We start from the raw sequence: 24,088 nt of genomic DNA, 5'->3' as shown, positions 1-24,088 counted from the left end.
TCCCCCGACCGTGTCAGGCCCTTGACCGTGTCAGCGCCCGACGGCCCAAGCGCCCCCCCTCTCGGCCCCAACGGCGCCCCCGCCGTATCGATCGCCGAAACTCCCCAGGCCAGACCCTCAGCCCCGCTCCGTCAACGTCAACAGGGTCGCCTCCGGAGGGCAGGCGAAGCGGATCGGTGTGTAGCGGTTGGTGCCGCAGCCGGCGGAGACGTGGAGGAAGGAGGTGTGACCGCCGGCGGTGTGGGTGGACAGGCCCTTCACCCGGTCGGTGTCGATGTCGCAGTTGGTGACGAGGGCGCCGTAGAAGGGGATGCAGAGCTGGCCGCCGTGGGTGTGGCCGGCCAGGATCAGCGGGTAGCCGTCCGCGGTGAAGGCGTCCAGGGAGCGCAGATAGGGGGCGTGGACGACGGCCAGGGAGAGGTCGGCGCCGGATTCCGGGCCGCCGGACACCTCGGCGTAGCGGTCCCGCTTGATGTGCGGGTCGTCCAGGCCGGTCAGGGCGATCTCGATGCCCTCCAGCTTGAGGCGGCCGCGGGAATTGGACAGGCCGACCCAGCCGGCCGCGTCGAACGCGTCGCGCAGGTCCTCCCACGGGTTGTGGACCGCATTCACCACGGGCGCGTTGCCGTTGAGGCCGTGCCGGCCCTGAACCCGTTCGAGCAGATAGCGGGCGGGGTTGCGCAGCTTGGGGCCGTAGTAGTCGTTGGAGCCGAAGACGTAGGCACCGGGGAACTCCATCAGCGGGCCCAGCGCGTCCAGCGTCTCGGGGACGCCTTCCGTGTCGGAGAGGTTGTCGCCGGTGTTGATGACGAAGTCGGGGCGCAGCCCGGCGAGCGACTGCAGCCAGCGCTGCTTCTTGCGCTGTCCGCTGACCATGTGGATGTCGGAGACCTGCAGGACGCGCAACGGCCGCATGCCACGGGGCAGTACGGGCACGGTGACGCGCCGGAGGCGGAAGGAGCGGACTTCGAAGCCGGCGGCATAGGCAAGGCCGGCCGCGCCGACTGCGGTCAGGGTCAGGGGTACTCCGTATCGCGCGCGCATGCTTCCATCGTCGCAGAGTGACGGGGGTGGGTGCAGCGCACCGGCAGGCGGGGGGTCCGCCGGGTGGGGGTAGGCGGTTGCCCGGGCGGAAATGGCGCGGCGGTTGTCGGTGGGTGGGGGCATACTCGACGGCATGACCACGCTCAAGTCCAAGCTGCAGGACGACCTCACCGTTGCGATCAAGGCACGCGACGAGCTGCGTTCCTCCACCCTCCGTCTCACGCTGACCGCGATCCAGAAGGAGGAGGTCGCGGGCACCGCCGCGCGCGAGCTGTCCGACGGCGAGGTCGAGAAGATCATCGCGCGGGAGGCGAAGAAGCGCCGGGAGGCCGCGGACGCCTTTTCCCAGGGCGGCCGGGCCGAGCAGGCCGAGCGGGAGCGCGCCGAGGGCGAGGTGCTCGCGGACTATCTGCCCAAGCAGCTGACCGATGACGAGCTGGAGCAGCTGGTCGCGGCCGCCGTGGCGGAGGCCAAGGCCGGCGGTGCCGAGGGGCCGCGGGCGATGGGCGCCGTCATGAAGATCGTCAACCCGCAGGTGGCGGGCCGTGCCGAGGGCGGCCGGGTCGCCGCGGTGGTGAAGAAGCTGCTGGCCGGCTGAGCGGCCGCGGCAGTTCTGCCGGAAGCCGAGGGGCGCCTCCGTCGTGGAGGCGCCCTCGGTCGTTGTCGTACGGGCCAACCGGCTGTCTGTCAGCCGCCGTTACCGCCGCCCAGAATGTCCGGGAAGCCGGGAATGCTCCAGCCGCCACCCGGCTTCTTGCCGTGGCCGCCCCGGCCGGGCTTGTGCTTGGCGGGCCCCTTGTCGCCCTCGTCGCCCGGGCTCTTGTCCTTGGCGGGGTCGTCGATCGGGACGGTGGGCAGGGCGGGCGCGGGCCGGCCGTCCAGGGCGCCGGTCATCGCGTCCCGCCAGATGGGACCGGGGGTGTCGGCGCCGTAGACCTTGTCGTGAGGGACGCCGCCGATGGTGATGTCGTACATCTTGCGCTTGTGCTGCGGGTCGCCGACCCAGACCGCACCGGCCGCGTTCGGGGTGTAGCCGACGAACCAGGCGGCGTAGCGGCTGTCGCTGGTGCCGGTCTTGCCGGCGCTGTCCCGTCCCCGGAGGCCGGCTTCCCTGCCCGTGCCGTCCTCGACCACGCCCTTGAGCAGGGTGTTGATCGTGTCCGCGGTCTTCTTGGACATCGCGCTGCGGCAGCTGGTCTGCGGGACCTTCAGCGACCGGCCCCGCGCGTCGGTGATCGACTCGATGGCGACGGGGGAGCAGTACTCACCGCCGTTGGCAAAGGCGGCGTACCCGGCGGCCATGGTCAGCGGCGACATCTCCTGCACGCCGAGCGTCATCGACGGCACCTGCTGCAGCGGCTTGCCGTCCGCCCGCTCGATGCCCATCTTCTGAGCCATGTTCACCGCGGGGCAGATGCCGATATCGCTGATCAGCTGCACGAAGTAGGTGTTGACCGACTTCGCGGTCGCCTCCTTCATCGCGTACGGGCCGACCTCTTCCTTGTTCTCGTTCTGGGTGCTGTCGGTGCCCTGCCACTCGCCGTCGCAGGTCTGGACCGGGCTCGGATACGGCATCCGGTACGGCGAGGGGTACTCCTGCTCTGGGCTGGTCCCCTGCTCCAGCGCGGCCGCCGCGATCACCGGTTTGAAGGTCGAGCCGGGCTGGTAGCCGGCGCCGCCGCCCATGCGGTGATCGACCGAGAGGTTGATCACGGTCTGGTTCTCGCCGAAGCCGTACGGGCGTGACTGGCCCATGCCGAGGATCCTGCCGCTGCCCGGTTCCACGATGGTGGCTGCGCCGGCCACCGGGTCGTCGTCGTAGACGTGATCGCCGAGCGACGCCTGGATCGACTTCTGGGTCTGGGGATCGAGGGTGGTGCGGATGGTCATGCCGCCCTCGTTCCAGCGCTGCGCACGGATCTTCCGGGTCTTCCCGAAGGACCGGTCGCCGAGGAAGACCTTGCGGATGTAGTCGCAGAAGAAGCCGGCGCCGTCGGTGGCGGTGATGCAGCCGTTCTTGGGGCGGCTGACCGCCAGCTTGATCGGTTTCTTGGCGGCCGCGTCGGCCTGCGCCTGGGTGACGTCCTTGAGGTCGGCCATCCGCTGCAGGACGGTGTTGCGCCGCCGGGTGGCCTCCTGCGGGTCGTTGACCGGGTCATAGCGGCTGGGCGACTGGACGAGGCCGGCCAGCAGCGCCGACTCCTGCAGATTCAGGTCCTTGGCGTGCTTGCTGAAGTAGCGCTGGGCGGCCGCTTCGATGCCGTAGGCCTGCTGCCCGAAGAACGTGATGTTGAGGTAGTTCTGCAGGATCTTCTGCTTGCCGAGCTCTTTCTCGACCTGGATCGCGTACTTGAGCTCTTTGATCTTGCGGCCGATGGTCTGCTGGGTGGCCTGCGCGACCTTGTCCGGGTCGTCACCCGCCTCCTCGACGAAGACGTTCTTCACATACTGCTGGGTCAGCGTCGAGGCGCCCTGGGAGACACCGCCCGACTGGGCATTCTTGTTGACCGCCCGCAGGATGCCCTTCAGGTCGACGGCACCGTGCTCGTAGAAGCGCGCGTCCTCGATCGCCACGATCGCCTTCTGGATGTACGGCGACATGTCCTTGAGGCCGACGACCGTGCGGTCACGCGAGTAGACCTTGGCGATTTCGCCGCCCTTGGCGTCCAGAATCCTGGTCCGCTGGCTGAGCGGTGGCGTCTTGAGGTTCGTCGGGATGTCGTCGAAGCCCTCGACCGACCCCTTGGCGGTGAGGCCGAGGGCCCCGGCCGCCGGGAGCGCGAGACCGGCGAGTACCGCTCCGGCCAGGACGCTGACACCGAGGAACTTGGCGGCCTGCTGCGTCTTGGACAGACCTCCGCCATCGCGCTTCTTAGGCATGAGGGCACCCTACGTTCTCAATCCGCCGGACAGGGGTGCACCTGTTCGTTTAGCCTGTTCTCGGCTGCCCAGCTGAACGGTTACGCACGAGTTCGTCAACCCCCACTCCCCGCGGCCCGCACCCCCACGTGCCCGTGTATGACGACAAAAATCCCGTGTCAGGGCGGTGAAGTGTCCCGCCTTGTGCGCAAAATGCGGTATGCCCTGCGGTCACTCCGTTGGGTGATCTGCCGCATACGCATAGTCCGTTCGGGCCATTCAAGATTGGGCCCGAAGGGGGTGTTGCGCCCTGTCTGCCTTCCGTAACGTCCTCAACTGGCAACGGTGAATATGCCGATTGCCGCCGTGGGGGAGCCTCGATTCGGGAGAGGACGGCGCCAGCATGAGCTGGGTAACCGACTGGAGTGCACAGGCAGCCTGCCGCACTACCGATCCGGATGAACTGTTCGTTCAAGGGGCGGCCCAGAACCGCGCCAAGGCGGTGTGCACCGGATGCCCGGTGCGCACGGAGTGCCTGGCCGACGCCCTGGACAACCGGGTGGAGTTCGGCGTGTGGGGCGGGATGACCGAACGCGAGCGGAGGGCGCTGCTGCGTCGCCGCCCGACCGTGACGTCATGGCGCCGGCTGCTGGAGACAGCGCGTACGGAATACGAGCGCAGCACGGGCATCCTGTCCGTGGACTGTGAGGACGAGATGTTCGACGAGTTCGCCGCGGTCGGGTAGCCGCGGGTCCGGCCGGCAGAACATGGCCGAGAACGTTCGGCTGATGGCTCGGTCCGGTCGTTCCGGCATGGCGTGCCGGTCAGTGCCCTTGGTGCTCCCCGGAGTTGGGGAGTCGAGGGCCCGGCGCGCGGTTCCGTGCGCCCCTTGGATGTGCAGGCGAGGGGCGCCGTGTGGCGGGTGGGTGGCGCGGATGGTTGGCACAGATGATTGGCTGGGCCGGCGTACGTACGGCTCAGTCGCCGGTGTCCGTGTCGTCGGTATCCGTGAGGTTCAGCGCCAGCCGGTCGCCGATGGCGCGCAGTCCCGCGAGGTCATGAACATCGCCGGGCAGCGCGGCGACCTGCGTCACCGGAACCTCGGGATGCAGCGCGGTGAAGCGGTCCCGCGTGCGCCGTTCGCGCGCGAGGACCTGCATACGTTCCGCGTGCAGTTGCAGCAGCCCGGCGGCCAGTTGCGCTGCCGAGGCCGAGGTGGGTGTCACATGCTCCGCCGCGGCGGGGGAGGGGCCGCCGGCGGTACGTGATCCAGCCTTCCCGCCGCCGAGATCCACAATGCCGCCGGTTTCAAGATTATTTTCTGCGCGGGCGGCGGACGGCGGGTCGGTGTCGTCCCCGGCGTCCGTGCCGGCGTCCGCATCGGTGTCCTCGGCCCGCTGGTCCGTCAGGGCCTCCGCGGCGGCCAGTGCGCGCTCGGCGCTGAGTTGGGACGCGCCGCTGCCGTGCACGCGGTTCAGTACCAGGCCGGCCAGCGGCATCTGCTCGGCGGCCAGCCGCTCGACGAAGTACGCCGCCTCGCGCAGCGCGTCCCGCTCCGGCGCGGCCACCACGAGGAACGCCGTGCCGGGCGCCTGCAGCAGCCGGTAGGTGGCGTCCGCGCGGGTGCGGAAGCCGCCGAACATGGTGTCCATCGCGGCCACGAACGTCTGCACATCCCGCAGGAGTTGCCCGCCCATGAGCTTGCTGAGGGTGCCGGTCATCATCGACATGCCGACGTTGAGGAACTTCATGCCGGCCCGGCCGCCGACCTTCGCCGGCGCCATCAGCACCCGGATGAACTTGCCGTCCAGGAAGGACCCGAGGCGCTTGGGCGCGTCCAGGAAGTCCAGTGCGGAGCGGCTCGGCGGGGTGTCGACGATGATCAGATCCCACTCGTCGTTCGCGCGGAGCTGGCCGAGCTTCTCCATGGCCATGTACTCCTGCGTGCCCGCGAAACCGGCCGACAGGGACTGGTAGAAGGGGTTCTCCAGGATCGCGCGGGCCCGGTCGGCATCCGCATGGCCCTCGACGATCTCGTCGAAGGTGCGCTTCATGTCCAGCATCATCGCGTGGAGTTCGCCGCCCGCGGACTCGTCGACGCCCTTGACCTGGCGCGGGACGTTGTCCAGCTCGGAGATGCCCATGGACTGGGCCAGCCGCCGGGCCGGGTCGATGGTCAGCACGACGACCCTGCGCCCGCGTTCGGCGGCGCGAACGCCCAGGGCCGCGGCGGTCGTGGTCTTGCCGACACCGCCCGAGCCGCAGCACACCACGATGCGGGTGTGCGGGTCGTCGATCAGAGCGTCGACCTCGAGCCGCGGGGCCGAGGCGTCCAGCGTCGTGTTGTCCGCGGTCATATGGGCCCCTGTTTCCGCAGGTCTCTCGCCAGGTGGTAGAGCCCGGCGAGGTCCACTCCCTCGGGGAGCAGCTCCAACTCGTAGGTGGGCAGGCCGATTGCGGTCAGTTCGGCATGCTCGGCGCGCTCCAGCTCGACCCGCTCGGCGTGTTCGCGCGCCTGCTCCAGCAGGGGGTCGATCAGCCGGTCCGCCAGGCCGCCGCGGCGGGCGCCGCCCAGACCGGCCTGGGAGAGCGCCTTGGCGACGCCCGCACGGGCCCCGCGGGCGGCGATGTCGAGGTCGCCGTTGTCCAGCAGCGCCGGGCGGGTCATGTTGATGACGATGCCGCCCACGGGGATGCCGGCGGCGCGCAACTCCTCGACTCCGTCCGCGGTTTCCTGGACCGGCATCTCCTCCAGGAGCGTCACCAGATGCACCGCGGTCTCCGGTGACTTCAGGACGCGCATCACGGCCTGCGCCTGGTTGTGGATCGGGCCGATCTTCGCCAGGCCGGCGACCTCGTCGTTGACGTTCAGGAAGCGGGTGATGCGGCCGGTCGGCGGGGCGTCCATCACGACCGCGTCGTAGACGAACTTGCCGTTCTTGTCCTTGCGGCGGACCGCTTCGCACGCCTTGCCGGTCAGCAGGACGTCCCGCAGGCCCGGCGCGATGGTCGTGGCGAAGTCGATCGCGCCGAGCTTCTTCAGAGCCCGGCCCGCGCTGCCGAGTTTGTAGAACATCTGGAGGTAGTCCAGGAGGGCGCGTTCGGCGTCGATGGCGAGGGCGTGGACCTCGCCGCCCGCGCGTCTCCCGCCGCCCCGGGGGGCCTCGCCCCCGGACTCGTTCCCGGGGGAGACCCGGAGCGCGGCACCGTCCGACGCCGGAGCCACCGCGATCTTGCGTTCCTCGTAGGGAAGCGCTTCGGTTTCGAACAGCTGGGCAATGCCCTGCCGGCCCTCGACCTCGACCAGGAGGGTACGGCGTCCCTCGGTGGCCAGGGCGAGGGCGAGGGCGGCGGCGACCGTGGTCTTGCCGGTGCCGCCCTTGCCGCTGACGACATGGAGCCTGCTCACGCCAAGGAGCCTAACCAGTCCGCGTCCCGGCTACGCCCGGGATGGCGCCTGGGACACCCCGGAGATCTGCCCGCGGTGCGTCAGGGACGGGTCAGGGATGTGCCGTAGGGGCCGGGTGACCGGGCACTTCGACGCCGCGCGGGACGGGTGGTGGCGGGCTGCGGCGGACGGCGTCCACCGCCGCCGTGGACAGGCATTACGCTCGCCCCATGACCAAGTGGGAATACGCGACCGTGCCGCTGCTCGTGCACGCGACGAAGCAGATTCTGGACACCTGGGGCGAGGACGGCTGGGAGCTGGTCCAGGTCGTGCCGGGCCCGAACAACCCCGAACAGCTGGTGGCCTACCTGAAGCGGGAGAAGCAGGCGTGAGTGCGGTAGAAGACAAGATCGCGGAGCTCGGTCTCGCGCTGCCGCAGGTCGTGCCGCCGCTGGCCGCCTACCAGCCCGCGGTGCGCTCCGGCGCCTATGTGCACACCTCCGGCCAGCTGCCGATGGTGGACGGCGCGCTGCCGGCCACCGGCAAGGTCGGTGCCGAGGTCAGTGCGGAGCAGGCCAAGGAGCTCGCCGCGACCTGTGCGCTCAACGCGCTGGCCGCCGTGAAGTCCGTCGTCGGCGACCTCGACAAGATCCAGCGGGTCGTGAAGGTCGTCGGCTTCGTGGCCTCCGCGCCGGACTTCACCGGTCAGCCGGGCGTGCTCAACGGCGCCAGCGAACTGCTGGGCGAGATCCTCGGCGACAAGGGCGTGCACGCCCGGTCCGCGGTGGGCGTTGCGGTGCTGCCGCTCGACTCGCCGGTCGAGGTCGAGATCCAGGTGGAGATCGCCGAATAGACCCGTCATGGGGGCGGTGACGTCCGCCCCATGTGCCGTTGCCCCGGTGGGCCCCTCGTCAGCAGGGGCCCACCGGCGCGAAAGTGGCCCTCGAACATCCGCGCGCGAGCGCATAGCATCCGGCCATGGCGTCCACGACCAATGGCCAGTGGTACCCGCCGGAGTGGCCGGACCGCATCCGGGCCCTCGCGAACGGCGAGCTGACCCCTGCCGAGCCCCGGCGGGCCGCGACCGTCCTGCTGTTGCGGGACTCCGCCGCCGGCGGCCCCGCCGTCCACATGCTGCGCAGACGCACCTCCATGGCCTTCGCCGGAGGTGCGTACGCCTATCCGGGCGGGTCGGTCGATCCGCGCGACGAACGCCCGGTGACCTGGGCCGGTCCCTCGCGCGCCCAGTGGGCGGTCCGTATGGGCGTCGATCCGGCCACCGCACAGACCATCGTCTGCGCGGCGGTCCGTGAGACGTTCGAGGAGGCGGGCGTGCTGCTCGCCGGCGCCTCGGCCGACACGGTCGTCGCCGACACCACGGGCGAGGACTGGGAGGCGGACCGCGCCGCCCTGGTCGCCCACGAGCTGTCCTTCGCCGACTTCCTGGCCCGCCGCGGCCTGGTCCTGCGCTCCGACCTGCTGGGCGCCTGGGCCCGCTGGATCACCCCGGAGTTCGAACCGCGGCGCTACGACACCTGGTTCTTCGTCGCGGCGCTCCCCGAGGGCCAGCGGACGCGCAACGCCTCCACGGAGGCCGACCGTACGGTGTGGATCCGTCCCAAGGAGGCAGCCGACGGATACGACCGCGGCGAGCTGCTGATGATGCCGCCGACCATCGCGACGCTGCGCGGGCTCCAGCCGTACGCCTCCGTCGCGGACGCGCTGGCCGCCGCGGAGGCCCAGGACCTGACGCCGGTACTGGCCCGGGCCCGCCTCGTGGGCGGCGAGATCGAGCTGAGCTGGCCGGGACACGACGAATTCACCAAGCACATCGCGCAGACGGACACCGGCACCGGTGCTCAGGGGGACGCCGACGGCCCCTCGGACCGCCCCGGCACCTCGGGAGGGACCCCCGCATGACCGAACCGACCGCTCTTCCCGGCCGGCCGCGCGGCGGGGTGCTCTCCGGGCCGGCCACCGCGCGCGCCCACTGCGTGCTGGCCCCGAACCCGTCGCCGATGACGCTGGACGGCACCAACACCTGGATCGTCGCCGAACCGGACTCCGACCTCGCCGTCGTCATCGACCCCGGGCCGCTCGACGAGGGCCACCTCCAGGCCGTCATCGACACCGCTGAGCAGGCCGGCAAGCGCATCGCGCTGACCCTGCTGACCCACGGTCACCCGGACCACGCCGACGGCGCCGCCCGCTTCGCCGAGCTGACCCGTTCGGCCGTACGGGCGCTCGACCCGGCGCTGCGCCTGGGGGAGGAGGGGCTCGACGCGGGCGATGTCATCACCACCGGAGGCCTGGAGCTGCGCGTGGTGTCCACACCGGGCCACACCGCGGACTCGCTCTCCTTCCACCTCCCGGCCGATCGTGCGGTCCTCACCGGCGACACGATCCTGGGCCGCGGCACCACGGTGGTCGCACACCCCGACGGGCGGCTGGGCGACTATCTGGACTCGCTGCGCCGGCTGCGCTCGCTCACCGTCGACGACGGGGTGGCGACGGTCCTGCCGGGCCACGGGCCGGTGCTGAACGATGCCCAGGGGGCCGTGGAGTTCTATCTGGCGCACCGCGCCCACCGGCTCGCCCAGGTGGAGACCGCTGTCGAGGCCGGCCACCGCACGCCCGAGGAGGTCGTCGCGAGCGTGTACGCCGACGTCGACCGCTCCCTGTGGCCGGCCGCCGAGCTGTCTGTCCGGGCGCAGCTGGACTACCTGGGCGAACACGGACTGATCGACTGCTGACGCCGCGGGCGGGCCTCCCCGACGGCGGAGAGGCTCCGTCAGCGGTCCTCCGGGCGGGGCGCCTTCGCCCCGTGGACGGCCAGATATTCGCCGGCGAGCCAGGGGGCGAGGCCGGTGAGCAGCTCGTCCAGCAGCTCCGGGTGGGCCGCGGGCTCCCGGGCGGCGGCGCGCATCTGCCCGGCGTGCGCCGGGTAGTAGCGGCCGAACACCTCCGCGGACTCGGCGAGGTCACTGGTCCAGCCGCCCCAGCACGGCATGACCAGGGTGAACCCGGTCCGTACGAGCCGGCGCGACACACCCCGGGTCAGCCGGGTGCGCTCGGCTTCCGTGGTGGCCGCCGCGGCCCGCTCGCGCAGACCGGGCAGGCTGCGGAAGAGATCGCCGTTGGTCTCCCGGGCGAGGAGCGAGGTGGGGCGGTAGCGGGGCAGCCGGGCGGCGAGGTCCGGGCCGCTGAGCGGCGTGCACAGGCAGGCGACGAACCATCCCAGGTCGTGGCGCTCCCGCTCGCTCAGCAGGCGGGCGTGCTGAACAGCAGGATCCCTGCACCGTTGAGCTGCGGAAAGGCGGCGTCGAGCCGGTCCTCGAGGGCGCGCGCGGCGGCGTGGTCGGCGTCGGTGGGCTCCGCCCGCAGGGCGAGCAGCGCATCGAGGTCGGAGACTCCGGGGGCGGCCGTGCCGCGCGGGATGCTGCCGAAGAGATAGCTGCTGTGCAGGCGCTCCGGGCCGAAGTGCGCGCCGAGCCGGGCATGGAGCTCCGCCACGACGGGCGCGAACCCCGCGGACACCCGGTCCAGGGACCCCTCCCGAACGAAGTAGCCGTCCTCGTCCAGTCCGGTGCCGTTGGTCATGGGCGGCACTATGGCGAAGAGTGTGGCGGCGCTGCGAGTGGTTAACGGGCGGCGGGGCGCGGCGAGGGATCTCGCGCCCGGCTCCGCGAGTGGATCTCGGGCAAGGCTCCGCGAGCGGACGGTGGCTCCGCGGCGCCGCGTCGGCCCAGGGGCGTCGCCGGCCATGACGAAGGGCCCCGCCGGAGCGGGGCCCTTCCCAGGCAGTCCGTGCGCCGGATCAGCGCGAGCGCTTGGCCAGCCGCTCGACGTCCAGCAGGATCACGGCGCGCGCCTCCAGGCGCAGCCAGCCGCGGCCCGCGAAGTCGGCGAGCGCCTTGTTGACCGTCTCACGGGAGGCGCCCACCAGCTGGGCCAGCTCCTCCTGCGTCAGGTCGTGCACCACATGGATGCCCTCCTCGGACTGCACACCGAAGCGGCGCGACAGGTCGAGCAGGGCGCGGGCCACCCGGCCCGGCACATCCGAGAAGACCAGGTCGGACATCTGGTCATTGGTCTTGCGCAGCCGGCGGGCGACCGCCCGCAGCAGCGCCGTGGCGACCTCGGGCCGGGCATTCAGCCAGGGCTGGAGGTCGCCGTGGCCCAGGCCGAGGAGCTTGACCTCGGTGAGGGCGGAGGCGGTGGCCGTGCGCGGGCCCGGGTCGAAGAGCGAGAGCTCTCCGATCAGCTCCCCGGGGCCGAGGACGGCGAGCATGTTTTCCCGGCCGTCGGGGGAGGTGCGGTGCAGCTTCACCTTGCCCTCGGTGACCACATACAGGCGGTCGCCGGGGTCCCCTTCGTGGAACAGGGCGTCGCCGCGGGCGAGCGTGACCTCTCCCATCGAGGCGCGCAGCTCGGCCGCCTGCTCGTCATCGAGCGCCGCGAAGAGCGGTGCGCGCCGCAGAACGTCGTCCACGAGTTCTCTCCTTGTCGACATGCTCCGGGGGACTGTGGTCCCCATCATGCCGGAATGCAAAACAGTGCGATCAATCACAAGTTTGCCGGACCGGTGCCCCGAGCCATAAGGCAGGGGGCCGATTGGAGTCACGATTCCCGGCGATCAAGCCGGATGTCAGTGGCTGGCCTTACTCTGGCCGAGTGTCCAATACCTAGGTGAGAGCAGAGGACTGGGGGGCCGGACGGGTGAGTGCAGGGCGTGATTCCGCTGTGGGCGAACAGCCGTCCGGTCGCGCCTTGAGTTCGGATAAACGTAACAAATCGACTCCTGGGGAGTCGGCCGTCCGGAAGCCGGCCGTCCGGCAGCCCGGCGCGTCGCGACCGGCGGCGCCGCACACCACCGCACCGACCGCCGCGGAAAAGAGCCCGGTAGGCAAGACCTCGGCAGGGAAGAAGGCCGCCGTGAACGAAACCCCCGAGAAGCCGGCGGCCGCCAAGAAGGCCGTCGCCAAGAAGGCCGTCACCAAGAAGGCCACGGCGAAGAAGGCCGTCGCGAAGAAGACCGCCGCGGCCGCCGGGCAGGCTCCCGCCCGGACGACCGCCACCAAGAAGACGGCGGCCAAGAAGACCGCGGCCAAGCAGGCCCCCGCCAAGCAGCCCCCCGCCCGCAAGCCCGAGTCCCGGGTCGCGATGGTGCGGCGGGCCCGCCGGATCAACCGTGAGCTGGCCGAGCTGTATCCGTACGCCCACCCCGAGCTGGACTTCACCAACCCCTTCGAGCTGCTGGTCGCCACGGTCCTGTCCGCGCAGACCACCGACCTGAGGGTCAACCAGACCACGCCGCGCCTGTTCGCGGTCTGCCCGACGCCCGAGGACATGGCCGCCATGGACCCCGAGCGGCTGGAGGAGCTGATCCGGCCGACCGGCTTCTTCCGGGCCAAGGCGAAGTCGCTGCTGGGCCTGTCCGCGGCGCTGCGCGACCGCTTCGGCGGCGAGGTGCCGGGCCGCCTGGAGGACCTCGTCACGCTCCCCGGGGTCGGCCGCAAGACCGCCAATGTGGTGCTGGGCAACGCCTTCGGCGTCCCCGGCATCACCGTCGACACGCACTTCGGCCGCCTCGCCCGCCGCTTCGGCTGGACGACCGCGGAGGACGCCGAGAAGGTCGAGGCGGACGTCGCCGGGATCTTCCCCAAGAGCGAGTGGACGATGCTCTCGCACCGCGTCGTCTTCCACGGCCGCCGCGTCTGCCACTCCCGCAAGCCCGCCTGCGGCGCCTGCGCCATCGCCCCGCTGTGCCCCGCGTACGGCGAGGGCGAGACGGACCCGGAGAAGGCGAAGAAGCTGCTCAAGTACGAGCTGGGGGGCCAGCCGGGGCAGCGGCTGAAGCCGCCGGCCGACTATCCGGGGCAGCCCGCGCCCCCCATGGCGCCCCCGGCGGCCGCCTCATGACGGCAGCCGTCCAGAGGTGACCGACGATCGACGCCAGGCCTGAGGGGGCGCGGATGAGAAGTGCACGGGAGCAGGGGTACGACGAGGAGGTGGGCATGCGCGGCGCGGCGCCCGGTCCCAAGATCCCGGTCTCCGCCGACGGCCTGCCCGAGTGGCTGGCCCCGGTGGCCCGCGCGGCCGCCACGATCCAGCCGCGCCAGCTCAGCCGCTTTCTGCCGCCGGAGAGCGGCGGCCGGCAGTCCGCGGTCCTGATCCTCTTCGGCCATGGCCCGCGCGGCCCCGAGCTGCTCCTGATGGAGCGCGCCGGCACCCTGCGCTCCCATGCCGGCCAGCCCTCCTTCCCCGGTGGTGCCCTCGACCCGGAGGACGGCGATGCCGACGGGCCCGGCCCGGTGCGGGCGGCGCTGCGCGAGGCCCAGGAGGAGACCGGCCTCGATCCGTCCGGTGTCCAGGTCTTCGGGGTGCTGCCGCGGCTCTACATCCCCGTCAGCGGCTTCGTGGTGACGCCCGTGTTGGGGTGGTGGCGCCGGCCGAGCCCGGTCGGCGCGGTCGACCAGGCGGAGACCGCCCGGGTGTTCACGGTTCCCGTGGCGGATCTCACGGACCCGGCCCATCGGGTGACGACGCGCCACCCCAGCGGCCACACCGGACCCGCATTCCTTGTCGAGAATGCTCTGGTCTGGGGCTTTACGGCCGGAGTGATCGACCGGATCCTGCATTACGCGGGCTGGGAGATTCCGTGGGACCGTGACAAGGCGGTCCCACTCGACTGGCGCTCATGAGACGGTGGCGGGCGTGAACGTCCTGGACATCCTGCTGTTGGTCGCGGCCGTGTGGTTCGCGATCGTCGGCTATCGGCAAGGTTTTGTCGTCGGCATCCTGTCCGTGATCGGCTTCCTCGGGGGCGGCCTGGTCGCGGTCTATCTGCTGCCCGTGATCTGGAACGAGATCACCGGTGATGCGACACCCGGCACCTTCGCGGCCATCGCGGCGGTCGCCATCGTCATCGTGTGCGCATCCGTGGGCCAGGCGCTCACCACCCATCTGGGCAACAAACTGCGCCGCCACATCACCTGGTCACCGGCCAGAGCGCTGGACGCGACCGGCGGCGCGCTGGTCAACGTCCTGGCGATGCTGCTGGTCGCCTGGCTGATCGGCTCGGCGCTGGCCGGTACGTCCCTGCCGACCCTCGGCAAGGAGGTCCGCAACTCCAAGGTGCTGCTGGGCGTGTCCCGAGTGATGCCCCAGCAGGCCAGCACGTGGTTCGCCGACTTCTCCTCGGTCCTCGCCCAGAACGGCTTCCCGCAGGTCTTCACGCCGTTCTCCAACGAGCCGATCAACAATGTGCCCGCACCCGACCCGAAGCTCGCCACCAGCCCGGTGGCGGCACAGGCCAGGCGCAGCATCGTCAAGGTCGTCGGTACGGCTCCCGGTTGCGGCAAGGTCCTCGAAGGCAGCGGCTTCGTCTTCGGCCGGCACCGCGTGATGACGAACGCCCATGTCGTCGGCGGGGTGCGCGAGCCGACCGTCCAGGTGGGCGGCGAGGGCCGCACGTACGACGCCAAGGTCGTGCTCTACGACTGGCAGCGCGATATCGCGGTCCTGGACGTGCCGTCGCTGAACGCCCCGGCGCTCCGGTTCGCCGGCCCGGACGCACGCAGCGGCAACAACGCCATCGTCGCCGGCTTCCCGGAGAACGGCGGCTATGACGTCCGCGCCGCCCGTATCCGCGGCCGTATCCAGGCGAACGGCCCGGACATCTACCACCGCGCCACGGTCCGCCGCGATGTCTACTCCCTCTACGCCACGGTCCGACAGGGCAACTCCGGCGGCCCGCTGCTCACTCCGAAGGGCGAGGTCTACGGCGTCGTCTTCGCGAAGTCGCTGGACGATTCGCACACCGGCTACGCCCTGACCTCCGACGAGATCCGTTCGGACATCGTCAAGGGGCGTACGGCCGAGCAGCAGGTCGACAGCCAGGGCTGCGCGATCTGAGTCCGAGGGAGCGGCACGCCGGGCGGCGGGGAGCAGGGCTTCCCGCGCACCGCCGGCGGGCCGGTGTGTGTCAGGTACGGGGATGGCGTAGTCGCGCGCTCATCCAGCGCGCTCTGCGGCGCAGGATCCGCGGGATGCCCATCGGGTGCGCCGGGTCGGGGGACGGTCCGGACCCGAGGTCCGGGGTTCCCCTGTCCTGAGTACCCACTGCAGCGGCACTGCTGCGGCGGTTGCGTGCCACGTCACGGTAGTCGTGCGTCCAGCCCATACCTTCGACTCTGCCCGTGGCCCAAGGTCGGTAACCGCCTCGGGGACCGCCAATTGGCCTATGCGCCGGGCAATTGGCTGTTCGTCATACGAGCGTTCGAGTCTGGGATGGGAGTGCCCCGTTCGGCGGTTCGGGCCGCCCGCTCAGCGGGGCGCGGACGTCCGCACGAACGGTCCGGGACGGCTGCCTCAACGGTGCGGCCCGGGGCGCGCGTTGCCCCGGGCCGCAGTCGCGCGCGGCTCGTCAGCGGTCCGGTTCCGGGTCCTTCAGCCAGTTGATCAGCTCCGTGGAGAACGCCGCCGGGTCCTCTTCGTGCGGGAAGTGGCCCAGGCCGTCGAACAGCCGCCAGCGGTACGGCGCCTCGACGTACTGACCGGAGCCGGCCGCGCTGCGGGTGCGCATCACCGGGTCGAGGGAGCCGTGCAGATGCAGCGTCGGCACGCGGACCGGCCGCTTCATCCGGCGGTTGAACTGGATCCCGTCGGGGCGGGCCAGGGACCGCACCATCCAGCGGTACGGCTCGATCGAGCAGTGCGCCGTCGAGGGGATGCTCATCGCCCGCCGGTAGACCGCGAGCGCGTCCTCGTCCGGCAGCCGGGGGCCGGACCAGTCGCGGATCATCCGGCCCACCAGCTCTGCGTCGTCCGCCGTCAGCCGGCGTTCCGGCAGCCAGGGCCGCTGGAAGTTCCAGATGTGTGAACTCCGGGCGCTCTGCCGGACGTCGGCGAGCATCGCCGAACGCCAGCGGCGCGGATGCGGCATCGACGCCACGGCCAGCCGGCGCACCAGCTTGGGCCGCATCACCGCCGCCGTCCAGGCGAGATAGCCGCCCAGGTCGTGCCCGACGAGTGCGGCGTCCGGCTCCCCCAGGGACCGTATGACGCCGGTGATGTCCAGGGCGAGGTTCGCCGGGTCGTAGCCGCGCGGGGTGCGGTCGCTGCCGCCGACGCCCCGCAGGTCCATCGCCACCGCGCGGAAACCCGCCTCGGCAAGAGCCGGGAGCTGGTGCCGCCAGGTCCACCAGAACTGTGGAAAGCCGTGCAGGAGCAGCACCAGCGGGCCGTCACCCATCTCCGCGATGTGGAAGCGGGCGCCGTTGGCCGCGACGTCACGGTGGGACACCGCTTTCCCACCGGGGACGTCGAGCCGTACGACCGAGGCCGTGCTGTCAGGGGCTGTCATACCGATGAGCGTGTCACAGACTCCAGCATCGGGTGTTCCACCGGCGCCACGCGCGGGTGCGGCTTGGCCTTCTGGAGCACCGCCGCGGTCTCCTTCGCGGAGCTGATGGACCGCTCCGGCTTCTTGATCTTCTTCATCTTCGCCATCGCGAGGAGGGCCAGCAGCCCGGCGAGGACCAGGAAGGCACCGCCGACGATCAGGAAGGACCAGGCGAGCCCGAGGCCGAGGTTGTGGATGCCGTACGCCGCCGCGAAGCTCAGTACCGGCAGCGCGAACAGCGCCAGCGCGCCCGCCACCGAGAACGCGGCACCGCCGATGCCCGCCCGCTTGGCGTCCTGCCGGAACTCCGCCTTGGCCAGCGCGATCTCGTCGTGCATCAGCGCGGACATCTCGGCCGTGGCCGTGGCCACCAGCTGTCCGAGGCTGCGTTCCGTGCCGTTGTCGGCTGCGCTCATCGCCGTCTCCCTCTTCTCGTCACCCGGAAAAGCCTCTCAGATCATGCCGGATCATCGTCTTCGGCGTGCGTGCCGGAGGCCAGTTCGGCAAGCCGCCGGTGTTCCGCGGCCTTGGCTTCGTGGATGGCTGCCATCCGCAGGTGGAATTCGGGCTTGTCGAGTTCGTAGATGTCCGGGATGCCGTCCTGGTCCTCGTCCCGCTCCTCGTCCTCGCACAGCGCCTTGTACTTGGCGTTGCGGACCTTGAGAAGGATGCCGGCGAAGACGGCCGCCAGCAGCGAGCCGATCAGTACGGATGCCTTGATCTCGTCGGTCAGGACCGGGTTTTCGGAGAAGGCGAGCTCGCCGATGAGCAGGGAGACGGTGAAGCCGATACCGGCCAGGGCGGCGACGGCGAAGACGTCCGGCCACTTGAGGTCGGGGTTGAGCTGGGCCTTGGTGAAGCGGGCGGTGCACCAGGTGCCGCCGAAGATGCCGAGCGTTTTGCCCACCACGAGGCCGAGCACGACCCCGAGCGTCTCCGGCCTGGTGAAGACGTCATGGACCGCGCCCCCGGACAGGGACACGCCCGCGGAGAAGAGTGCGAACAGCGGTACGGCGAAGCCCGCCGAGAGCGGGCGGACCAGGTGCTCGATGTGCTCGCCCGGGGAGGAGGTCTCGCCCTCGCGCCGGGTGCAGCGCAGCATCAGGCCCATGGCGACGCCGGCGATGGTGGCGTGCACCCCGCTGTTCTCCATCAGGCCCCAGATGACCACGGCGAGCGGGACATAGACGTACCAGCCCCGGACGCCCTTGCGCAGCAGCAGGTAGAAGAGCACCAGCCCGGCGACGGAGAGCCCGAGCGCCAGGAAATTGATCGTCGAGGTGAAGAAGACCGCGATGATCAGGATCGCGAAGAGATCGTCGACGACCGCGAGGGTGAGCAGAAAGGCGCGCAGCGCGGCGGGCAGGGAGGTGCCGATCACGGCCAGGACGGCGAGGGCGAAGGCGATATCGGTGGCGGTGGGGACCGCCCAGCCCTGTAGTGAGCCGCCGCCGAGGCTGTTGACCGCGAAGTAGACGACCGCCGGCATCACCATCCCGCAGATCGCGGCGATCACGGGGAGCGCGGCGGCCCGCGGGTCGCGCAGCTCGCCGGCGACCAGTTCGCGCTTGAGCTCGATGCCGGCCACGAAGAAGAAGACCGCGAGCAGCCCGTTGGCGGCCCAGTGCTGGACGGACAGATCCAGGCCCACTGCGGACGGGCCGAGGTGGAAGCCGCGGACCGCCTCGTAGCTTCCGCCGAGGGTGTTTGCCCAGATCAGGGCCGCTACGGCGGCGGCGAGGAGGAGGATGCCGCCGACGGTTTCGGCGCGCAGCGCGTCCGCGAGGTAGTTCCGCTCGGGCAGGGACATTCGTCCCAGGAATATGGAGCGGCGGTTGCTGGGCGCACTCACGGGGTGACCTCCGGCCTTCGGCAGCTGTGTACGGCTGTTGCAGTTGCCGACCAGACTTCCCGGCGCACCCAGAGTTTCTTTGCGTTTCCTTGACGCGGTTCCCACCTTACCGGGCGGGTGCGGGGCGCTGTCCGGTGGCCTTACTTTACGGGCAAAACGGTCGTCCGGCCGTCCGGCGGGCGGGCCGCCGCAGCCGGTCGCCTCCCCCGGCTGGCCCGGACGTCGGAGGCGTGCGGCCTGGCGGCGCGGCGGCCCGGATACGACGACGGGGGCGTCCGGCCGCACCGGCCGGACGCCCCCGTCATCCGCTCTGCTCAGTCCTCGCTTGCCGCGCTCGGCAGCTTCGCCTGGATCAGATCCATGACCGAGGAATCGGTCAGCGTGGTGACGTCACCGAGGTCACGGTTCTCCGCGACATCGCGCAGCAGCCGCCGCATGATCTTGCCGGAGCGGGTCTTGGGCAGCTCCGCGACCGGCAGGATCCGCTTGGGCTTGGCGATCGGGCCGAGCTGCTGGGAGACATGCGCGCGCAGCTCCTCGACCAGGCCCTCGTCCTCCGCCGCACCGCCGCGCAGGATGACGAAGGCGCAGATGGCCTGGGTGGTCTGCGGGTCGGCGGCGCCGACGACCGCGGCCTCGGCCACCTTCGGATGCGACACCAGCGCCGACTCCACCTCGGTGGTGGAGATGTTGTGGCCGGACACCAGCATCACGTCATCCACCCGGCCGAGCAGCCAGATGTCGCCGTCCGTGTCCTTCTTGGCACCGTCACCGGCGAAGTACTTGCCCTCGAAGCGGGACCAGTACGTGTCGAGATAGCGCTGGTCGTCGCCCCAGATCGTGCGGAGCATGGCCGGCCAGGGCTCGGTCAGCACGAGGTAGCCGCCGGCGCCGTCGGGGACCTCGCGGGCGTCGTCGTCCACGACAGTCGCGGCGATACCGGGCAGCGCCATCTGGGCCGAGCCGGGCTTGGTCGCCGTGACGCCCGGCAGCGGGCTGAGCATCATCGCGCCCGTCTCGGTCTGCCACCAGGTGTCGACGATCGGCGTCGCATCGGCCCCGATGTGCTTCCGGTACCACATCCACGCCTCGGGGTTGATCGGCTCGCCCACCGACCCGAGGACGCGCAGCGACGACAGATCGAACTTCGCCGGGATGTCGTCACCCCACTTCATGCAGGCGCGGATCGCGGTCGGCGCGGTGTAGAGGATCGTCACGCCGTACTTCTGCACGATCTCCCACCAGCGGCCCTGGTGCGGGGTGTCGGGCGTGCCCTCGTAGAGCACCTCGGTGGCGCCGTTGGAGAGCGGGCCGTAGGTGATGTACGAGTGGCCGGTCACCCAGCCGACGTCGGCGGTGCACCAGAAGACGTCGGTCTCCGGCTTGAGGTCGAACACCGCGTGGTGGGTGTACGAGACCTGGGTGAGGTAGCCGCCGGTGGTGTGCAGGATGCCCTTGGGCTTACCCGTCGTGCCGGAGGTGTACAGGATGAACAGCGGGTGCTCGGCGTCGAAGGCCTCCGGCGTGTGCTGGTCGCTCTGCCGCTCGACGATGTCGTGCCACCACACGTCCCGGCCCTCGTGCCAGGCGACGTCCTCCTGGCCCGTGCGGCGGACGACCAGAACGCTGCGGACGTTCTCCGTGCCGGGCTTGGTCAGTGCGTCGTCGACGGCGGGCTTGAGGGCGGACGGCTTGCCGCGGCGGAAGCCGCCGTCGGCGGTGATCACCACGCGGGCGTCGGCGTCGTTGATACGGGTGGCCAGCGCGTCCGCGGAGAAGCCGCCGAAGACGACGGAGTGCGGGGCGCCCAGGCGGGCGCAGGCCAGCATGGCGATGACCGCCTCCGGGATCATCGGTAGGTAGATGGCGACCCGGTCGCCGCTGCGCACACCCAGCTCGGTCAGCGCATGGGCGGCCTTGGAGACCTCGCGCTGGAGCTCGGCGTAGGTGATCGCGCGGGTGTCGCCCGGCTCGCCCTCGAAGTGGAGGGCGACCCGGTCGCCCAGGCCGTTCTCCACATGGCGGTCCACGCAGTTGTAGGCGACATTGAGCTTGCCGTCGGCGAACCACTTGGCGAAGGGTGCGTTGGACCAGTCGAGAGTCTGGGTGGGCGCGGTCTCCCAGGACAGTCTCTTGGCCTGTTCGGCCCAGAAGCCCAGCCGGTCTGCCGCGGCCTGCTCGTACGCGGCAGCCGTGACGTTGGCGTGCGCGGCCAGGTCGGCGGGCGGTGCGAACCGCCGCTCCTCCTTGAGCAGGTTGGCGAGGCTTTCGTTGCTCACAACTTCTCCCATTCCCAGGGCGTCCGATGTGTCCCCAGGTCATAGCTCATCAGCCCACGCCTGGCCTGACAAGGGCTGTGGAAAAGAATTGGTGTAGACCTCTGCGCCGACGGTCCGTTCCTGGGAGATCGAGGGGGAGTTGCGCAGGTCAGACCGTTAGGGGCACAGGCTCGCCGCGGACCGCGCCGAACCGCCCGGTGGCCTCGTCGAGCACGTAGGCCTGGGCCTCGCCGACGTGGAAATACATGCCGTGGAGGGTGAGCGAGCCCTCGGCCACCCGGCGTGCCACACAGGAGTGCGCCCGCAGGTGGTCGAGCTGCTGCATGACGTTGACGAGCGCCAGCCGCTCGTGATCATCATCCACCGGCCGCTCCCTCAGGGCGACTTCGCCCCTCCCCAGCCGTCCGATGCGCTGCATCCGCGCCAGGCTCGGCCGGCCGTGCCGCAGCCAGCGGGCGAGCGGTGTCGGCTCGGCCTCCTCCGGGGCGGCGCCACCCAGCAGCGCCGCCATGGCGCCGCACCCCGAATGCCCGCACACCGTGATCGAGCCGACCCGCAGCACCTCCACCGCGTACTCGACCGCCGCCGCGACGGAGTCGCAGGAGGCGTCCGAGCCGGGCGGCGGCATCAGATTGCCGACGTTGCGCACGGTGAACAGATCGCCCGGACCGCTGGACGTGATCATGCTCGTGACCAGCCGGGAGTCGGCGCAGGTCAGAAACAGCTGGGTGGGCCGCTGGCCCTCGCGCGCCAGCCGGGCCAGCTCCTCGCGGACGAGCGGAGCCGTATGGCGCTGGAAGGCGCTGACCCCGCCCAGGAGTTGGCTGCCGCTGTTCTCCGGGGCCGCTGCCTCGTCCGGGGTGGGCCGGGTGCAGTGATGGCTGCGCCAGGGCGTCCACGGCCGGCAGGAGTGCGCGCCGGCCGGCTTGGCGGGCGGCCGGCCCGGGCCGCCCCCGAGGGTCACCCGGCCGCCGTGCGCCCGATGGGCGGCGGCCCAGGACTGCAGCGCCTCGTAGGCGGCATGGTCCATGAACGAGCCGCACAGCTCGACGACGGCATCGGCGCGCGCCGGCACCTGGGCCAGCGCCCGGGTCAGCCGCGGCACCGCCAGAAACGTCAACTGCCCGCTGACACGTACCCGGTAGCCGTCGGGCTCCTCCGTCACCGCGACCCGGGTACGGGTCAGCCGGGACAGCGCCAGGAAGACCGCGACGGCGACGCCCGTCACTACACCCTGCAGTACGCCGAAGAGGGCGACCCCGCCCAACGTGGCCGCGTACACCGGGAATTCGCGGTGCCGCTGCACATGCCGGATGTGCGCGAAACTCACCATCTGTACGCCGACGACCATCACCAGCGCGGCGAGCGCGGCCAGCGGGATCGCCTCCAGCGCCGCGGCCAGCAGGCCCGCGCACAGCAGCACCCACACGCCGTGCAGCACGGTGGCGCGCCGGGTGACCGCGCCGGCCCGCACATTGGCCGAGCCGCGCATCGCCCCCCCGGAGATCGGTAGCCCGCCCAGCAGCCCGGAGACGACATTGGCCACGCCCTGGCCGGCCAGCTCGCGGTTGAGCCGTACGCGCCCCGCCGGCGCACCGGGCCGCTCGGCCGCCAGCCGGTCGACGGCCACCGCCGACAGCATCGATTCCATGCCGGCGACCAGGGTGACGGTCAGTACTGCGGCGGCGAGGGCCGGCACGGAGGCGTCCGGCAGCGCGGGCAGTTCGGGCACCCGCCAGGACGGCAGCTCGACGCGCGCCACCGACGTCCCCGCGCTCACCGCCGTCGCCGCGAGCACGGCGGCCAGCGGCGCCGGCAGCATCCGCGCCCACCGCCCGGTGCGGCCCGGCAGGCGTCCCCAGCCGATGAGTACGGCCACGGTGACGGCGCCGATCAGCAGCGCGATGGCGTGCGGATGTGCCAACTGGCCGGGCAACGCCGCGGCGTTGTCGAGCGCCGAGCCGTCGGGGCTGCCGCCGAGCACCACATGGAGCTGTCCTACGGCGATGGTGACCCCGATACCGGCCAGCAGGCCGTGCACGATCGCCGGGCTGACGGCCGAGGTCGCCCGGGCCACGCGCAGTGCCCCCAAGGCAAGTTGGACGAGACCGGCCAGCACCGTGATGGCGCAGGTGGCGCGCCAGCCGTAGCGCTGGACCAGGTCGGCGGTGACCGCCAGGAGGCCGGTCGCCGCGCCGCTCACCTGGAGCGGGGCGCCGCCGAGCAGACCGGCGACGATGCCGCCGACGGCGGCGGCGACCAGGCCGGCCTGGAGCGGGGCGCCGGTGGCCAGGGCGATGCCCAGGGACAGCGGGACGGCGAGCAGGAAGACCACGACCGAGGCGGAGAGATCCCGCCGCCAGGCCGCCCGGCCGGCCCGCTTCGGACGGGAGCCGGGCTCGGCCGCCGTACGGGGCTCGGGAGGGAGCTCGGGGTGGTGCGGGGTGTGCGGCGGCTGCGGCGGCGACTTCTCGATCTGCGACATTCCCGTCTCCTCCGGGGCGACGCGGTCGCGCGGGGCGCGATCGTGGGGCGGCGGTGTACTGCGGCGGGACGCGAGTCGGCCGGCGGCCGTCGCTGTGGCGTGACGGTCCGGTGACTCTCAAGCATCGGTAAATGAACCGTAATGACAGGTAAAGGCCAGGAGAAGACTTTGCGGGCAAACGCGGCAATCCTTCCCTCCATCAGGTGAATATGGTGACTAGCGACTTGCCGTTTTAGAGCCCTTCCTTTGCGCAGGGAAGCGTGCGCGCAGTTATTCCGATTCATCACTCGGAAGGTGCGTGCGGGCACCGGGAACGGGGTGGCCGATGACGGCCGCGCAAGGGTGACGGCGTCAAAACTGACGGCATCCATCGCGGCGGCCGTGGCGCCGGCAACGCTGGCCGGCTGCTCCGCGGCGATACAGAACGAACAAGGACATCTACCCCGTCAGGGCGTGCGGTGCGTCAGCTGCAGGCAGCTCACCTACTGGCTGCACGTACATGATCCGCAGGTGCTGGCGAAGCCGCGGGCGCTGCCGGTGGGCCGGGCGCCCGGGGGAGGCTGGGTGGCGTACGTCTCCAGCGGCTCCCCGGGGCCGTCCGTACCGGCCCCGTCCGTACCGGCCCCGTCCGTACCGGCCCCGTCCGTACCGGCCCCGTCCGTACCGGCCCCGTCCGTACCGGCCCCGTCCGTACCGGCCCCGTCCGTACCGGCCCCGTCCGTCCGACCGGCAACCGGCCGAGCCGCCCGCGCGCCCGCCCGCGCCGCCTGGTAGG

At 71.4% G+C, this 24,088-nt stretch carries 21 protein-coding genes and 1 pseudogene; 10 read left to right on the top strand and 12 right to left on the bottom strand.

The features are described 5' to 3' along the window. Positions 1-117 precede the first annotated feature (117 nt). Positions 118-1,044, bottom strand: coding sequence for a metallophosphoesterase (locus CPH93_RS15510; protein ID WP_096213188.1), 927 nt, complete (start codon positions 1,042-1,044; stop codon positions 118-120). Between the two features lie 133 nt (positions 1,045-1,177). Between CPH93_RS15510 and CPH93_RS15505 the strand changes: the two genes are divergently transcribed. Beyond that, positions 1,178-1,642 (top strand): GatB/YqeY domain-containing protein, encoded by a 465-nt coding sequence (locus CPH93_RS15505; protein ID WP_006604175.1) that lies wholly within the window; start codon positions 1,178-1,180, stop codon positions 1,640-1,642. Between the two features lie 89 nt (positions 1,643-1,731). Here CPH93_RS15505 and CPH93_RS15500 read toward each other — a convergent pair whose 3' ends face one another. After that, positions 1,732-3,924 carry a transglycosylase domain-containing protein gene (locus CPH93_RS15500; RefSeq protein ID WP_096213187.1) on the bottom strand — a complete coding sequence of 731 codons (2,193 nt, stop codon included), beginning with the start codon at positions 3,922-3,924 and terminating at the stop codon, positions 1,732-1,734. A gap of 382 nt (positions 3,925-4,306) precedes the next feature. Between CPH93_RS15500 and CPH93_RS15490 the strand changes: the two genes are divergently transcribed. Then, positions 4,307-4,648 (top strand): WhiB family transcriptional regulator, encoded by a 342-nt coding sequence (locus tag CPH93_RS15490; RefSeq protein ID WP_006604173.1) that lies wholly within the window; start codon positions 4,307-4,309, stop codon positions 4,646-4,648. Between the two features lie 232 nt (positions 4,649-4,880). Here the strand turns inward: CPH93_RS15490 and CPH93_RS15485 are convergent, their stop codons facing one another. Together CPH93_RS15485 and CPH93_RS15480 are read right to left on the bottom strand one after the other, a co-directional pair. Further along, complete coding sequence (locus CPH93_RS15485; RefSeq protein WP_096213186.1) at positions 4,881-6,260, bottom strand: ArsA family ATPase; 1,380 nt, start codon at positions 6,258-6,260, stop codon at positions 4,881-4,883. Beyond that, positions 6,257-7,312 (bottom strand): ArsA-related P-loop ATPase, encoded by a 1,056-nt coding sequence (locus tag CPH93_RS15480; protein WP_093484371.1) that lies wholly within the window; start codon positions 7,310-7,312, stop codon positions 6,257-6,259. The genes CPH93_RS15485 and CPH93_RS15480 overlap by 4 nt, the downstream gene beginning before the upstream one ends. Positions 7,313-7,521: 209 nt before the next feature. On the opposite strand from CPH93_RS15480, the gene CPH93_RS15475 reads away from it, so the two are divergent. The 4 genes from CPH93_RS15475 to CPH93_RS15460 all read left to right on the top strand — a co-directional run bounded on the left by CPH93_RS15475 (position 7,522) and on the right by CPH93_RS15460 (position 10,044). Further along, on the top strand, positions 7,522-7,683 hold the full coding sequence (locus tag CPH93_RS15475) for a DUF4177 domain-containing protein (RefSeq protein WP_003975360.1): 162 nt from the start codon (positions 7,522-7,524) through the stop codon (positions 7,681-7,683). Continuing rightward, positions 7,680-8,144, top strand: a complete 465-nt coding sequence (locus tag CPH93_RS15470; RefSeq protein ID WP_096213185.1) for a RidA family protein — start codon at positions 7,680-7,682, stop codon at positions 8,142-8,144. Before CPH93_RS15475 ends, CPH93_RS15470 begins: the two co-directional genes overlap by 4 nt. 125 nt (positions 8,145-8,269) lie before the next feature. Further along, the gene (locus tag CPH93_RS15465) at positions 8,270-9,211 is read left to right on the top strand and encodes an NUDIX hydrolase (RefSeq protein ID WP_096213184.1); all 942 of its coding nucleotides are present in this window, start codon (positions 8,270-8,272) and stop codon (positions 9,209-9,211) included. Continuing rightward, the gene (locus CPH93_RS15460) at positions 9,208-10,044 is read left to right on the top strand and encodes an MBL fold metallo-hydrolase (RefSeq protein ID WP_093484374.1); all 837 of its coding nucleotides are present in this window, start codon (positions 9,208-9,210) and stop codon (positions 10,042-10,044) included. Before CPH93_RS15465 ends, CPH93_RS15460 begins: the two co-directional genes overlap by 4 nt. Positions 10,045-10,082: 38 nt before the next feature. Here the strand turns inward: CPH93_RS15460 and CPH93_RS15455 are convergent. Continuing rightward, positions 10,083-10,891 (bottom strand): annotated as a pseudogene (locus CPH93_RS15455) (nucleotidyltransferase). A 217-nt stretch (positions 10,892-11,108) separates the two neighbouring features. Continuing rightward, entirely contained in the window at positions 11,109-11,783 is a 675-nt protein-coding gene (locus tag CPH93_RS15450; RefSeq protein WP_006604164.1) for a Crp/Fnr family transcriptional regulator, read from the bottom strand. Between the two features lie 278 nt (positions 11,784-12,061). Between CPH93_RS15450 and nth the strand changes: the two genes are divergently transcribed. The 3 genes from nth to CPH93_RS15435 are packed head-to-tail and all read left to right on the top strand — an operon-like array spanning position 12,062 to position 15,208. Continuing rightward, on the top strand, positions 12,062-13,213 hold the full coding sequence (gene nth, locus CPH93_RS15445) for an endonuclease III (protein ID WP_096215454.1): 1,152 nt from the start codon (positions 12,062-12,064) through the stop codon (positions 13,211-13,213). 53 nt (positions 13,214-13,266) lie between these two features. Beyond that, positions 13,267-13,995: an NUDIX hydrolase gene (locus tag CPH93_RS15440; RefSeq protein ID WP_093484376.1), complete on the top strand. Its 729-nt coding sequence runs from the start codon at positions 13,267-13,269 to the stop codon at positions 13,993-13,995. A 13-nt stretch (positions 13,996-14,008) separates the two neighbouring features. Next, positions 14,009-15,208 (top strand): MarP family serine protease, encoded by a 1,200-nt coding sequence (locus tag CPH93_RS15435; RefSeq protein WP_093484377.1) that lies wholly within the window; start codon positions 14,009-14,011, stop codon positions 15,206-15,208. Positions 15,209-15,278: 70 nt separating this feature from the next. On the opposite strand, the gene CPH93_RS36800 is transcribed toward CPH93_RS15435, so the two are convergent. The 6 genes from CPH93_RS36800 to CPH93_RS15405 all read right to left on the bottom strand — a co-directional run bounded on the left by CPH93_RS36800 (position 15,279) and on the right by CPH93_RS15405 (position 23,313). Then, on the bottom strand, positions 15,279-15,476 hold the full coding sequence (locus tag CPH93_RS36800) for a hypothetical protein (RefSeq protein WP_078568661.1): 198 nt from the start codon (positions 15,474-15,476) through the stop codon (positions 15,279-15,281). A 243-nt stretch (positions 15,477-15,719) separates the two neighbouring features. Beyond that, a complete protein-coding gene (locus CPH93_RS15425; RefSeq protein ID WP_096213183.1) occupies positions 15,720-16,658 on the bottom strand; it encodes an alpha/beta fold hydrolase in 939 nt (312 codons plus the stop codon). Continuing rightward, positions 16,655-17,113 (bottom strand): phage holin family protein, encoded by a 459-nt coding sequence (locus CPH93_RS15420; RefSeq protein WP_093484379.1) that lies wholly within the window; start codon positions 17,111-17,113, stop codon positions 16,655-16,657. The genes CPH93_RS15425 and CPH93_RS15420 overlap by 4 nt, the downstream gene beginning before the upstream one ends. Positions 17,114-17,154: 41 nt before the next feature. Beyond that, the gene (nhaA, locus tag CPH93_RS15415; protein ID WP_096213182.1) at positions 17,155-18,549 is read right to left on the bottom strand and encodes a Na+/H+ antiporter NhaA; all 1,395 of its coding nucleotides are present in this window, start codon (positions 18,547-18,549) and stop codon (positions 17,155-17,157) included. 314 nt (positions 18,550-18,863) lie between these two features. Continuing rightward, positions 18,864-20,828 carry an acetate--CoA ligase gene (acs, locus tag CPH93_RS15410; RefSeq protein WP_096213181.1) on the bottom strand — a complete coding sequence of 655 codons (1,965 nt, stop codon included), beginning with the start codon at positions 20,826-20,828 and terminating at the stop codon, positions 18,864-18,866. A gap of 148 nt (positions 20,829-20,976) precedes the next feature. Continuing rightward, positions 20,977-23,313 carry a SulP family inorganic anion transporter gene (locus CPH93_RS15405; protein ID WP_107470881.1) on the bottom strand — a complete coding sequence of 779 codons (2,337 nt, stop codon included), beginning with the start codon at positions 23,311-23,313 and terminating at the stop codon, positions 20,977-20,979. 510 nt (positions 23,314-23,823) lie between these two features. Here CPH93_RS15405 and CPH93_RS35770 point away from each other — a divergent pair. After that, on the top strand, positions 23,824-24,087 hold the full coding sequence (locus tag CPH93_RS35770; protein WP_159395002.1) for a hypothetical protein: 264 nt from the start codon (positions 23,824-23,826) through the stop codon (positions 24,085-24,087). Position 24,088: the final 1 nt, after the last annotated feature.

Source organism: Streptomyces sp. 2323.1 (assembly GCF_900221035.1).
Lineage (GTDB): Bacteria > Actinomycetota > Actinomycetes > Streptomycetales > Streptomycetaceae > Streptomyces > Streptomyces sioyaensis.
This window is presented reverse-complemented; position numbering and strand designations above follow the sequence as displayed.

Coding starts and splice junctions, on each gene's coding strand:
- CPH93_RS15510 (WP_096213188.1), bottom strand. CDS start 1,044: ATGCGCGCGCGATACGGAGTACCCCTGACCCTGACCGCAGTCGGCGCG.
- CPH93_RS15505 (WP_006604175.1), top strand. CDS start 1,178: ATGACCACGCTCAAGTCCAAGCTGCAGGACGACCTCACCGTTGCGATC.
- CPH93_RS15500 (WP_096213187.1), bottom strand. CDS start 3,924: ATGCCTAAGAAGCGCGATGGCGGAGGTCTGTCCAAGACGCAGCAGGCC.
- CPH93_RS15490 (WP_006604173.1), top strand. CDS start 4,307: ATGAGCTGGGTAACCGACTGGAGTGCACAGGCAGCCTGCCGCACTACC.
- CPH93_RS15485 (WP_096213186.1), bottom strand. CDS start 6,260: ATGACCGCGGACAACACGACGCTGGACGCCTCGGCCCCGCGGCTCGAG.
- CPH93_RS15475 (WP_003975360.1), top strand. CDS start 7,522: ATGACCAAGTGGGAATACGCGACCGTGCCGCTGCTCGTGCACGCGACG.
- CPH93_RS15465 (WP_096213184.1), top strand. CDS start 8,270: ATGGCGTCCACGACCAATGGCCAGTGGTACCCGCCGGAGTGGCCGGAC.
- CPH93_RS15460 (WP_093484374.1), top strand. CDS start 9,208: ATGACCGAACCGACCGCTCTTCCCGGCCGGCCGCGCGGCGGGGTGCTC.
- CPH93_RS15440 (WP_093484376.1), top strand. CDS start 13,267: ATGAGAAGTGCACGGGAGCAGGGGTACGACGAGGAGGTGGGCATGCGC.
- CPH93_RS36800 (WP_078568661.1), bottom strand. CDS start 15,476: ATGGGCTGGACGCACGACTACCGTGACGTGGCACGCAACCGCCGCAGC.
- CPH93_RS15425 (WP_096213183.1), bottom strand. CDS start 16,658: ATGACAGCCCCTGACAGCACGGCCTCGGTCGTACGGCTCGACGTCCCC.
- CPH93_RS15420 (WP_093484379.1), bottom strand. CDS start 17,113: ATGAGCGCAGCCGACAACGGCACGGAACGCAGCCTCGGACAGCTGGTG.
- CPH93_RS15405 (WP_107470881.1), bottom strand. CDS start 23,313: ATGTCGCAGATCGAGAAGTCGCCGCCGCAGCCGCCGCACACCCCGCAC.